This window comes from Paraburkholderia sp. TE9906 (genome assembly GCF_056279605.1).
Genome location: NZ_JBWCCT010000002.1, coordinates 358,663 through 371,203, shown reverse-complemented (window position 1 = coordinate 371,203; position 12,541 = coordinate 358,663). Strand labels below are relative to the sequence as shown.

Below are 12,541 nucleotides of genomic sequence, written 5' to 3'. Positions count from 1 at the left end.
GGCGCTCGTTCCCAGCGTGCCGGTCCGCAGGATCTGGAGCCCGTCGTCGCGCGCAATGGTCAAGCGCTACGATGCGATCGAAGAACCCGTTGGGCCGACCAGCGTCTATCAGCGGTTGCGCCGACCGGCCGCGGCTGTGGTCTCGGTGATGGTGGCGACAGCCGCGGTGTACCTCGGCTTCATCCATGGCGATGAGACGCGCGTCGGCGCGCCGATCGAGACATCCGGCAAGGTGCTGGCGCAGAACGGCAAGCCATCCGGCGCTGTTGGCGGCAAGTCCGGCAAGGCTGGCGTGGCGCTCGCGCAGCCGCCGGGGAGTATCGGTGCGCAGCACGCCGCGTCTGCGCGGGCCATGCCGGTCGCGCCAGCGGTCGCTGCGCCGCCATTGGAGCCGCGCCGGGCAGTCGTGGCAGTGCCTGATATGAAGCCCGCCGTTGCGTCGGCGTTTGATACGAAGCGCCCCGTTGTATCAGTGCCCGATACGAAGCCCTCCGTTGCGCCTGCGCCCGATACGAAGCGCACCGTTGCATCGATGCCCGATACGAAGCCCACCATTGCGTCGGCATCCGATGCGAAGCGCACCATTGCATCAGTGCCCGACGCGAAGTCCACCGTCGTGCCTGCGTCCGATACAAGGCTGGCCGTCGCATTGGCGCCCAATGCGACGGCCAGCATTGCGTCGGCATCCGATACGAAACGCACCGTCGCATCAGTGCCCGATACGAAGCCTACCGTTGCGCCTGCGTCCGATACGAAGCGCACCGTTGCATCAGTGCCCGATACGAAGCCCACCATTGCGTCGGCATCCGATGCGAAGCGCACCGTTGCATCAGTGCCCGACGCGAAGTCCACCGTCGCGCCTGCGTCCGATACGAGGCTCGCCGTCGCATCGGCGCTCAATGCCAAGTCCACCATTGCGTCGGCATCCGATACGAAGCGCACCGTTGCATCAGTGCCCGATACGAAGCCTACCGTTGCGCCTGCGTCCGATACGAAGCGCACCGTTGCATCGATGCCCGATACGAAGCCCACCATTGCGTCGGCATCCGATGCGAAGCGCACCATTGCATCAGTGCCCAACGCGAAGTCCACCGTCGCGCCTGCGTCCGATACGAAGCGCGCCGTTGCATCGATGCCCAATACGAAGCCCACCATTGCGTCGGCATCCGATACGACGCGCACCGTCGCATCAGTACCCGACGCGAAGGCCGCCATTGCGCCTGCGGCCAATGCGAGACGCACCGTCGCCTCAGTGCCCGATACAAAGCCCATCATCGCGTCGGCATCCGATACGAAGCGAGCCATTGCGTCATTGCCCGACGCCAGGTCTACCGTTACGCCCGTGTCCAACGCGAGGGCCACCGTCGCATCAGCGTCAGATGCCCAACATAGCCCCGGCAATCAGCCGATCAGCCCGGCGGACAAATTACGCGCGGACGCGTCGCGGAATCTGAAAGCCGCGCGGGCCAGTCTGCAGGCGAACAATCTGTCGGCGACGAAGACACGCCTCGCCGCGGCCGTCGCGGCACAGCCAGGCAGCCGCGACGCGCAGCGCATGCGCTCTGCCGTGAGGACCCGCGAAGAGCAGCGCGACGCGTTCCTCAGCCTGGCGCGAGGCTGCGGATACGTGGGGCATTGGACGTGCGCGTCGCACAACGCCGGTAATGCGCTGGAAATCGATTCGAGTAGCAAGGAGGCGCGGCGTCTCCTGACGCTGGCGACGCAGCGATCCGGGCTCCAGATCCCACCGCCCGCCGAAGCGCCGCCCGAACCGCCGCCCCCGCCGCGCGACTTGATCACGCATCATTGAGGGTCATCGATCACATTGCCCTCGACAGCGGCATCACCGCCAGCGGCGGCACATTGGCGTGCGCGCCCACTTCAATGCCTCGACCGACAACAAGCTCGAATTTGCGCGGGTCTTGCAGTGGCCCGCCGTTGCCCCTCGCCAGAACTGGGGCAATCAGCGACGAATGCGGTCGGGGTAACTGACAATCGGGGAGATTCCCGCACAATGAGCCCGTACGAGACCGCCTGCTATGGACCGACGGCGTCATGACCGCGAGGGGGAGGATCAGCGATGCGCCATCAGTATGCAACGCCATGGATATGGCTTTTTCTGTTACCGCTTGCGCTGGACTATAAGCCAACCGACGCGAGCACGGGCCACTTCGCGCAATTCGGCCTCGTCCTGCCCGCGGCGGCTGCGGGCGTCGCGCTGCTGCTTATCGCCCCCCGCTTTCACGAGCGTTCCCGGCTGCGTTCGGCCATCACATTCAGCATGCTGCTGTGCGTATTCGGCAGCATCGTCGCCCAGCTGGTTCAGGACAACGACACCGGCAACTATCTGCGCACCCTGCTGCCCTTCGTGCTGTTCCTGCTCGGCTATCTCGTCGCGTGCCGGCCGTGGAGCGACTACCGGCTCGCGCAATTCGAAAGGGCGCTGTTCGTCGCCAACCTGATCAGCCTCGTGTTCACGTTCTTCTACGGCATGGCGACGGGCGGCGGTCTCGACGACGTGCGCAATCGGATCATCTCCGTGACGCTGCTCGGCTTGCAAGGCGTGCTGCTGCACGAATTCGTCGTGGCACGGCGCTTCTCGGTCTTTGACATCGCGGTGTTCGCGGCCACCATCGTCGTCGAATGGCTGAGCGAGACGCGCAGCGTGCTGGTCGGCACGGTGCTGCTGTTCCTGCTCGCGATGGCGCTGCGCGCGCCGACCATCCGCCACGCGTGGCGCGCGCTCGCCCGCAGCCTCGTGGCGGGCGCGGTGCTGGCCGGCATGGCGGCGCTCGTGGTCTGGAGTTTTCCGACCGTGACGGAGCCGTGGACCCTGGGGATCTTCGCGTCCCAGGAGAGCGTCTCCGGCACGGACCCGGCTACGATCACGCGAGCCGCCGAAATGCGCGATCAGTACGACCAGGTCACCGCCTCGGCGGACACGCTGCTGTTCGGCAAGGGCTACGGGCACTACTATCGCTACTCGCCCGTCTATCTGCCGTACCTCGCGGACCAGTTCAGCGAGCAGGACTTCTACGCGATCAACGAATGGGCCGCGGGTCACAACTTCTGGGTCTATCAGTTCTTCGCGGGCGGGCTGGTGTTCGGTATCGCCATGCCGCTGGCGATGCTGGCCGCCCTTGCGATCTGTGTCTTCTCATACCGCTACTGGCGCACAGTGCTGCCCAACGCGCCGCTGCTGCCCGTGCTCGGGCGCGCGATCATGCTGTTCGCCGCGCTGCCGGCCACTACCATCGGCGGCAATCCGCTCGGGCCGCACTTCTCGGGTCTGATCTTCGGCGTCGCGCTCGGGCTGATGATCGCCACGTACGCGCGCCTGCCACGCGCGCTGCCGGCGAGCACCATGCGCACGACCCGCGCGCCAGGGCCGCCGCAGCGAGGTCCGGTCGCGATGCCCGACTTGCCGGGCCGCATCCACCCCGGCATGGGCCGCGCCGATCTCGCATCGGCACTCGGTACATCGCGCGCGGCCGGCGGCGCGCCCAACGAAGGCCAGTTCGGCGCACTCGTGCCGCACGGCTCGCGCGCGCCACGCGCCAACCGGTCGCGCATCGGCGAATGAACTTCCCCACCCGCTTCCCAGCGTCGATCCGCGCGAAGGCGGTCCCGTCGAAGGCGTGCGTCGCAGCGGCGGAGCCATGCGCGAAGCGGAACACGAGATCGAAGTCGCGCGCTGCGACGCGCCCGGCGACGGCTGCGTCCCGGCCTTGCCGTTTCCGGTTCGCGCCTGCGACCCGACCCCCGGCCGCTACGGTTATTGTGGACGGCTCGCGGCGTAAATCGCCGCCAGCGCGAAGCGCTTCGACGCGCTCACCGTCCGTAGGCTGTGGCAATGCCACGGCTTAGCCGCATGGAAAGCGCTACACATGGGCGACGTGCCGTACTACGTGAACGTGCACGGCATGCTCGACCCTTGGTTCAAGCAAGCCTATCCGCCCAGGCATCTGAAGAAGTAGCTGTACTGGCCGTGGGCCGAATACGACGTGCCGCACGATGCGCGCACGGTCATCTTCACGACCGGGGAAGAACGCACGCGTGCGTCAATCGTTCTGGCTGTATCGCGCCAATGAACGGATCGTGCCGTTCGGCACGACGGACGGTGCCGGCACTCGACCCGGCGCCGCTTGAGGTGAGTGAAGAGGCATGTCGACCTTCCTTCGCTGCCGGCGCGACTGTTTGTATTCCGGGGTTGCCGCGATACACCTCGCTTCACCACGTGCAGCGTCACGCGACACCCTTGTTTATGCCGAAGCGGTAGCGCGATCGAGCGGCCTGCCGAAGCAGGTCGCGCCCTCAACCGGCGACACTGTCGTAACCGTAATAGCCGCCTTGATAACCCGACCCCAGGAACGCGCCTTCCTGCGGCACGTCGGTCAGCAGCACGCCGCGCATCGCGACGCCGCTGTTGCGCAAGCGCTTGGCCGCCTCGGCGATCTCGTTGGCCGGATGGCGGCCGTGACGTACCACCAGCAGCGTCGTGCCCGCGTATCTGCCGATCAGCGTCGGATCCGTGACCGCGAGCACCGGCGGGGTGTCGACGATCACGAGGTCGTAGTACGGCTTCAGTTCCTCGAGCATCGTTTCGAAGCGTTTGCTCATCAGCAGTTCGGCCGGGTGCGACGGCAGCGAGCCCTTGGCGAGCACGTCGAGACCGGGCAGCACGTCGCGCTGGATCATCGCGCGCAGATCGCCGCCGCTCAACACGTCGGACAGCCCAGGCTGATGCGCGATGCCGAAGTGCGAATGGACTTCGCCGCGCCGCATGTCGCCGTCGATGATCAGCACGCGCTTTTTCGCCGATGCCACCAGCGCCGACAGATTCACCGACAGGAACGACTTACCCGCATCGGGCCGCGAGCCGGTAATCATCACGACGTTGTTCTCTGCGTAATCGAGCGAGAGCTGCAACGAGGTGCGCAGATTGCGCACGCCTTCGACCGCCATGTCTTCGGGCGCCTGCTGCGCGAGTACGTGCAGCCCGCGACGGCGCAGACTCACTTTCTCCTGCAGCCGCAGCTGCGTCTGGCTGCGCGGCACGACCGCGAACACGGGCACGCCGAGCATCGCTTCGAGTTCATCCGGACGCTCGACGCCGCCGTACATCGCGCGTTTGATGAAGGTCAGCAGAATGCCGGGCGCGAGGCCGCCGCCGAGTGCGATCAGAATCGCCTGCATGCGCTTCGGGCGCACCGGTTCGTCGGGCGTTTCGGCGAAATCCACCACACGTACGCTGCCCGTCTGCCCCGCCTTCGCCATGCGCAGTTGCTGCGCGCTGTTCAACAGATTCGTATAGAGCTCCGTATTGACGCGCACGTCGCGCAACAGTTGCATTGCGGTCTGTTCGGTGTCGGGCATCACCGCAACGCTGCGGTTCATGTTCACCTGCGCGCCCTGCAACGCGGCGATCTGCGCGTCGAGTGCGGCTACCATCGGATGACTCGCCGTGAAGCGCTGCGACATCTCCGCGCGTTGCTGTTGCAGATCGAGCAGCCTGCTCTTGTTGTCGACGATCTGCTGCAGCAGCAGGCGGCTTTCCTCGCCCAGGTCGACCGTGCCGTGCGCATTACGGAACTTGTTGTAGCGTTGCTCGGCTTCCTCGAGTGCCTTGCGCGCGCCTGACAGTTGCTGCTCGAGGTACGCCAGCATGTGATCGCTTTCGCTCGAACGGCTCTCGAGGTCCTGACGCAGGAACTCGCGCGCCATGTTGTTCACGATCGCCGCGGTCAATGCGGCGTCGCCGCCTTCGAGACTCGTGCGGATCACGCCGGACTGCTGCGTGGCCTCCTGCACCACCACCGCTTTCTGCAAACGGTTCACCGTGCTCAGCGTCGACGCGCGCGACAATTCGAATCGCGAGCCGGGCGCGCCGACCAGCTTGTCGACGTGCAGCGCGATCGGACCGTCGGCGGTATCGGTTTCGATGGTCTCGCCGACCCGCCCCGACAGGATCGCAATACCGTTGCGGTCGCGCAGCATGTAGGTGCCGTCGGCGCCCGCGATCAGCGTGAAGGTCGTGTCGTACATCTCCTTCGACGTATCGAAGCGCGACACCGCAATGCTCTCGCCGCCCCACGCGAAGCCCGACAGATTGATGAACGACGGCAGCCTGAAACCCCATTGGCCGTTCACCAGCCCCGCGATCATCCGGCCGATGACCGGCAGATAGCGCGGCGTCGCCGTGATATCGAGGTGCAGACTTCTGACGGCCTCCTCCGTGACCTGCCGCGACTTCAGCAACTCGATCTGCGCCGCCGTCGATGGCCTCCCGTCGAACATGCCGGGGAGCGGCGGCGAGGAACTCCTGCCGTTCGCGTTGGCATTGGCCGACCTGTCCTCGACGTGAAACAGCACGTCCGCACGATACGTGGGTGGCGCGAGAAACGCGTACGCGCACCCCAGCGCGAGCGCGATCAGCGTCACCGTGAGAATGGTGCGCCAACCGCGCAAGATCGTGCGGAGATAGTCCGACAGGCGAAGCTCGTCCGATCCGGACACGTCGGTGTAGCGGTTTTCGAAGTTGATTGCCATGTTCTTCACCCAGCAAAGCCCGGCGGTTCAGGTTTCAGCTCGCGCGTCGTGTCATTTCGTCAACACCACGCCCGTCACAGCCGCATTGATGGCCGGCAGCAGCAGGTTCAACACGCGATTGAAGCGAACCAGTCCGCCTTGGCCGACGTACACGATGTCTTTCGGCTGAAGCTCGAACTGATTGGCAAGCACCATCGAAACCGGCGAGGTCGCATCGAGGTGGTAGATCTGCGGCGAATCGCTCGTCGAATTGCGGATCACGAACACCTGCTGCGCCGCGGCCGTGTTCGAATCGAAGCTGCCGCCATCCGAGATCGCTTGCGACAGTGTCAGCGAACCGTTGCGCAACGGCAGGACGGTGGCCGGCTTGTTGACTTCGCCCATCACGTACACGCCGCTGTCTTCACGCGCCGCCACCCGGACCAGGTCGCCCGGTTGCAGATAGATCTGCGACGGATTGTGGCCGCGCTTGATCAGGTCGTCGACGTTGATCGGATAGATGACGCCGTTGCGGACCAGCTCGACGCGGCTGCGGTCGGCATTCGCGCTGAAGCCGCCGCCCTGGTTGATCGCCATCGTCAGCGACATCGGAATGTCGTTGAGCGATTGCGCGCCAGGCGTGCGCACTTCACCGTCCAGATAAACCTGCGAATTGCGGAACGACGCCACGCGCACCGTCACTTCGGGCTTCTGGTAGACCTTGCTCAGACGGGAGTGCAGCTCTCTCTGGATTGTCGAGACGTCCTTGCCGGTTACATGCATGGTGCCCGCGTACGGGAACTGAATGTCGCCGCTTTCGTCGATCAGGAAGCCCGGAATCGCATCCGCAGTGCGCGTGCTCTGGTTCGGCTGTCCGAGCGCGGCGGCCAGTTCCGGGTGATCCCACACGACGATCTGCAGCACGTCGCCGGGGCCGACCCTGTAGACGGGCGGCTTGCCGAACAGGCCAAGCGTCTGCGACGGCAGCGCCGCTGACGTTTGATCCGCATTTATCTTGTGCAGCAGCGCCAGGTTGATATCGGTAATCGGTATCTGCTTTTGCTGCGCCGCTTCCGTGCTGAATTCACCCCCTGTGTCCTGAATCGCAGCCGGCGTGACCATCCGTTGACCGGGTGCGATCCCGCATCCGGAAAGCAGCGTTGCCGTAGCGAAAACCAGGAGACTTCCCGTGCGTAGACCAAGTGAGCTCATGATATTTCCTCCGTGCGCGCGGCAACCGTTCCAAAAGCGGTAGCGCCGGCGTGTTTTTAATTGCTTAGTAAGCGTTTCGATGCACCAGTCCAGCGACAATCGTCGCGCCGATAATCCGCATGTCGAGCGCGAACGACCAATGACCCAGGTAATACAGGTCATGTTCAACCCGACGCTCCATCTTTTCGATGCGGTCAGTCTCGCCACGGAAGCCGTTTATCTGCGCCCAGCCCGTGATTCCCGGTTTGATCCGGTAGCGATTGATGTAGCCGGCGACCACTTTCTGATAGAGGTCGTCATGCTCGAGTGCATGGGGACGCGGTCCAACGACCGACATGTCGCCAAGCAACACGTTGAAAAATTGCGGCAGCTCGTCGAGGCTCGTGCGGCGCAGGAACGCGCCGACTTTCGTCACGCGCCTGTCGTCGCGCGTCGCCTGGCTGAGCGTGCCCTTGGCTTCGGTATGCAGACGCATCGAGCGGAACTTGTAGATCGTGAAGACCCGGCCGTCCGCGCCCTTGCGCTTCTGTTTGAACAGCACCGGCCCGCGTGACGAGAGCTTCACCGCGATCGCGATGGCCAGCAGCAGCGGCGCGAGTGCGATCAACGCCGCGGTCGCGAACAGGCGGTCGAAGATTTCCTTCTTCAGCATCGAACTCGCCGAGAGCGGCGACGCGACCAGATTGATCGCCGGCATGCCGAGCAGCTCGACCACGCCGCTGCCTTCGAACAGCGAGTGACTGCGCACGTCGGGCATGAAACGGATGTTCACGAGATCGTCGCGGAATCTGCCGATCAACGCGCAGATCAGCGGCTCCTCGCTCAGCGAGAGCATCAGCCACAGTTCGTGCACGTCGTTCGTGCGGATGTAGTCGGCAAGCGCGTCGACGCTGTCGAACACCGGCACACGCGAGTTCGTCACCGACGTCTCGTCCGGGCGCGTGTTGTAGACGGCGGTCGCGCGAAAACCGGCGGTCGGTGCGGCTTCGATGCGGCGCAGGATGGCTTCGCATTGCGAGCCGCTGCCGACGATCGCGACCTGGTGCAGATTCATGCCGGCGCCGCGAGCGCGCGCCAGCACCGCGTGCGTGATCAGCCGGTACGAGATCAGCAGGCCGCCCGTCATCGCGGTCCAGTACGAAAACCACAGCCGTGACACGAGATCGCTGCGATGCAGCGAATACATCAGCACGAGCGCGCAGCCCTGTACGATCAGCCACGCGAGCGAGACCTGACCGGCGAGCGCGAGCTTGGAGCGGCCGCGCCACGATTCGTAGACGCCGAACGCCGGGAAGATGGCCAGCGCGAACGCGGCGGAAAACATCACGAGCGCCCAATAGAACCCGGATTGAGCGAGGTAATCGAAGCGGATCTGCGACGCCAGCGCCGCCCCCGCCAACACCAACGCGACATCGAAAACTCGCGCGAGCAAATCCTGAAACTTGCGCATTTTGTTTGCCTCTGTGCCTATGCCGTTACTTGCCGTTCCTGTTTGCAGATGAATCCGGCGGGCTGCTTACGAGCAGCGGCCGTAGTTGTCGTTGAACCTCACAATGTCGTCTTCGCCCAGATAGGCGCCCGACTGGATTTCGATGATTTCGAGCGGCACTTTCCCCGGGTTTTCGAGCCGGTGGCGCGTGCCGAGCGGAATGAAGGTCGATTCGTTTTCGCTCAGCAGAAACTGCTCTTCACCGCGCGTGACGAGTGCCGTGCCGCGCACGACCACCCAGTGTTCGGCGCGGTGGTGGTGCAGTTGCAGCGACAGTTGCGCCCCCGGCGTGACGACGATGCGCTTGACCTGGAAGCGCTCGCCGTGGTCGAGCGAGTCGTAGAACCCCCACGGGCGGCGCACCTTCCGATGTGCGTCGGCCTCCGGTGCGTGCTGCGCCTTGATACGCGACACCAGCCCCTTCACGTCCTGCACGTGCGAGCGGTCGACCACCAGCACGGCGTCGGCGGTTTCGACCACCACGACGTTGGTGGTGCCCACGCACGCGACCAGCCGTCCTTCCGAATGCGCGTAGCTCGACACAGCGCCTTCGAACGCGACGCGCCCGCGCCCCGCGTTGCCGTTGGCGTCCTTGTCCATCGCGGCCCACACGGCATCCCATGAACCGAGGTCGGACCATCCCGCATCCAGTCTGACAACCACGCCGGCGGGCATCGCCAGTGCTTTGCCGCCAGGCGGGCTGCGTTGCGCGCCGCCGTGCGCTCCCGCATCAGCGGTGTCGATCAGGCGCTCCATCACCGCGTAGTCGATCGAATCCGCGGGCACGCCGAGGAATGCGTCCAGCAGCGGACGGAACACGGCCTCAGCGGTCTTGCCGCCGACGAACGCGCGCTCGCACGCCGCATGCATGTCGGGCTGCAAGCGCTTGAGCGTGTCGAGCCACACGCTCGCCCGCACGATGAAGATTCCGCTATTCCACCAGTACGTACCGGCCGCCACATACTGCGCGGCGATTTCTTCCGCGGGTTTCTCGACGAAGCCGTCGATCGCATGTCCGCCGTCGCCGAGTTCGGCGCCGATCCGGATATAGCCGAAGCCGGTGTCGGGACGCGTGGGCGGCACGCCCAGCGTCGCGATCGCGCCGCGCTCCGCGTAGCGCGCGGCGCGTTCCAGCGCGCCTTGCAATGCCCGCACGTCGCCGATCGAATGGTCGGCCGGCATCACGACGAGAATCGCGTCGCCGCCGTCCGCACACGCGAGCGATGCCGCCAGCGTCAACGCCGGCGCCGTATCGCGGCGCGCCGGTTCCACGATAAGACGCGCGTCGACGCCGTTTTCGTGCAGCTGTTCGGCAATCACGAAGCGATGCTCCTCGCCGCACACGATGATCGGTGCGACGTCCACATTCCAGCCGGCCGGAAAACCGTCCATGCGTCGCGCAGTTGCCTGCAGCAGCGAGTCCGAGCCGACCACGTCGATCAGTTGCTTCGGAAAGTTTTCGCGCGACACGGGCCACAGCCGCGTGCCCGAGCCCCCTGCAAGAATCACCGGGACGATGCGCGCGCAACGCGCGCCGCAGGCTCCGGCAGCGACGTCATTCGATCCGGACGACGCAGCGCTTCCCGCTCCCTGAGTCAACATATTCGGATTCCTTATAATTCTCAAAAGTCTAATGAAATAATTCCTGACGCCGTGTTACTTACGCGCCCGTCAACGGGCCCCGACCGCGCTATTCGCCGACCATGCGGCGGCTTTGAATCCTGAATTCGGTGGGAGAAATTCTCATCCGCTTGCGGAACACTTTTGCAAGGCGGTCGCCGTTACCCATGCCGGTGCGCCGGGCAATCTTGTCGACCGGCAATTCCGATTCGGTCAACAGGCTGCACGTCACCGCGAGGCGTTCGTGCAGCAGAAAGCTCGATGGCGTGATGCCCATTTCCATCTTGAAGCGGCGCAGAAAGTTGCGCTCGCTCATCGCCGCGAATTGCGCCGCGTCGGCGATCGAAATCGACTGCTGGCAATTCTCCTGAAGCCAGCGAGCCGCCGCGCGCACCTTGTCGCCGGGGCTCAGGCCGCCGTCTTCGCTCAGCAGCGGCGCGAGGTTCGAACACGAATCGGCGAGCAGGCGTTCGGCCACCGAGCGCGCGGTGGCGCCGCCGAGGTCGCGCTTGATCATCGCGAGCGCGCTTCTCATCGACTCGAGCCGATCGCCCGCTTCGGCGGCCGCCTCAGGGTGCCGCGCGCCGTTCGTCTGCTGACCAAGCTCGGCGCTGTCCTTACCCTCCGGCACGTAAGCCGCATCGAGCAGCACGCGCCCCTCCGCGATCGGCCGGATCATGCCGGTGTTGCGGCGCACGCGGCGCAGCCACGCAATCAGCCGCTCGTCGCTGGCGGCGGCGCATGCGCCCTTGCCGCCGGCCACGTACAACGCATCGAAGCCGCCGGAGTGCCGCGCGTCGAGTCCATCGGTCCACACCCGCAGCGCGGACGATGAAGTGACCATGCCGCCATCGGCCGAGAGGAATGACACGTCGTACAGCCAGCCACCGGCGTTCGATGCGGCCAGTTCATTGGCTGCCTGGAAAACCTCGGCCACCACGCCGGCGCCCTGCAGCGAGCAGTCGTTGAACATCAGTATCGCGATGCGGCGCATCCCCTTGGTCGGCGCGTGCACCCACCGCAGCATTGCAGACTCGAGACTCGCGCAGGTCATGGTCATCCTCTCTACGGAAAACGGATCTACTCTTTGCCGTCACGACACAGAGAACCCCGCTCTGTGCCGTGCATCATGCGACGGCCCCTCCAGCATTTAGCCGCCATGACCGAAAGCGCAGACATGTTGGCGTGCCCGCGAGGCCGCCGGCCAGTGAAATTCGGCAACACCTCCGCAGCCGCCGCCCTTCTCGCCAATTTAATTGCCGATTCCACATATGAATGAATAGGCATTTTGCGAATCTTAATGCAAATGAAACGGCGACTGCGTACGCCAGCGCACACTACGCGACCACTCGAAAACGGCGCACTTACAATTCAATTCGCCCGAAATTACGAAGATTTGAAGAGACTTTTTTCGGGGTTTTCTGCGCAATGAGAGTAACCGCCTTCGCCATTGCTGTCTGTGCCGGACCCCACGTAAATTTGCCCCGACCATAAAACTTCGCACTACTTTTCAAAAACAGACATCCAATATAGGCACTCGAAGGTCGACCAGATTATTTAATTTATTGTTATTGGCAATCGGGAATATAAGGCTGGCGATTAACGTTTCAGACATGAACCAAAGACAACTTGAGACCCTCGCGCGATAGGCGAGCCAATGGCCGATTGCGCCGAGGGCGGACCGGGTCGATT

The 12,541-nt window shown here is 64.6% G+C and carries 9 protein-coding genes; 3 read left to right on the top strand and 6 right to left on the bottom strand.

Annotated features, from left to right (window positions below; all coding sequences use genetic code 11):
- Positions 1–108: 108 nt before the first annotated feature.
- Entirely contained in the window at positions 109–1,305 is a 1,197-nt protein-coding gene (locus tag ACZ9H4_RS05580; RefSeq protein WP_476118435.1) for a hypothetical protein, read from the bottom strand.
- A gap of 7 nt (positions 1,306–1,312) precedes the next feature.
- Here ACZ9H4_RS05580 and ACZ9H4_RS05575 point away from each other — a divergent pair, with 7 nt between their 5' ends.
- The 3 genes from ACZ9H4_RS05575 to ACZ9H4_RS05565 all read left to right on the top strand — a co-directional run bounded on the left by ACZ9H4_RS05575 (position 1,313) and on the right by ACZ9H4_RS05565 (position 3,800).
- Entirely contained in the window at positions 1,313–1,810 is a 498-nt protein-coding gene (locus ACZ9H4_RS05575) for a hypothetical protein (protein ID WP_476118434.1), read from the top strand.
- A 270-nt stretch (positions 1,811–2,080) separates the two neighbouring features.
- Positions 2,081–3,583: a hypothetical protein gene (locus ACZ9H4_RS05570; protein ID WP_476118433.1), complete on the top strand. Its 1,503-nt coding sequence runs from the start codon at positions 2,081–2,083 to the stop codon at positions 3,581–3,583.
- 76 nt (positions 3,584–3,659) lie between these two features.
- On the top strand, positions 3,660–3,800 hold the full coding sequence (locus ACZ9H4_RS05565) for a hypothetical protein (protein WP_476118432.1): 141 nt from the start codon (positions 3,660–3,662) through the stop codon (positions 3,798–3,800).
- Between the two features lie 514 nt (positions 3,801–4,314).
- On the opposite strand, the gene ACZ9H4_RS05560 is transcribed toward ACZ9H4_RS05565, so the two are convergent.
- From ACZ9H4_RS05560 to ACZ9H4_RS05540, 5 genes are all read right to left on the bottom strand, one after another.
- A complete protein-coding gene (locus ACZ9H4_RS05560) occupies positions 4,315–6,549 on the bottom strand; it encodes a polysaccharide biosynthesis tyrosine autokinase (protein ID WP_476118431.1) in 2,235 nt (744 codons plus the stop codon).
- A 51-nt stretch (positions 6,550–6,600) separates the two neighbouring features.
- Entirely contained in the window at positions 6,601–7,740 is a 1,140-nt protein-coding gene (locus ACZ9H4_RS05555; RefSeq protein ID WP_476118429.1) for a polysaccharide biosynthesis/export family protein, read from the bottom strand.
- A gap of 64 nt (positions 7,741–7,804) precedes the next feature.
- Positions 7,805–9,190, bottom strand: a complete 1,386-nt coding sequence (locus ACZ9H4_RS05550; RefSeq protein ID WP_408324947.1) for an undecaprenyl-phosphate glucose phosphotransferase — start codon at positions 9,188–9,190, stop codon at positions 7,805–7,807.
- A gap of 66 nt (positions 9,191–9,256) precedes the next feature.
- Positions 9,257–10,831 (bottom strand): sugar phosphate nucleotidyltransferase, encoded by a 1,575-nt coding sequence (locus ACZ9H4_RS05545; protein ID WP_408324949.1) that lies wholly within the window; start codon positions 10,829–10,831, stop codon positions 9,257–9,259.
- An 88-nt stretch (positions 10,832–10,919) separates the two neighbouring features.
- Positions 10,920–11,903: a GlxA family transcriptional regulator gene (locus ACZ9H4_RS05540; protein WP_476118426.1), complete on the bottom strand. Its 984-nt coding sequence runs from the start codon at positions 11,901–11,903 to the stop codon at positions 10,920–10,922.
- Positions 11,904–12,541 lie beyond the last annotated feature (638 nt).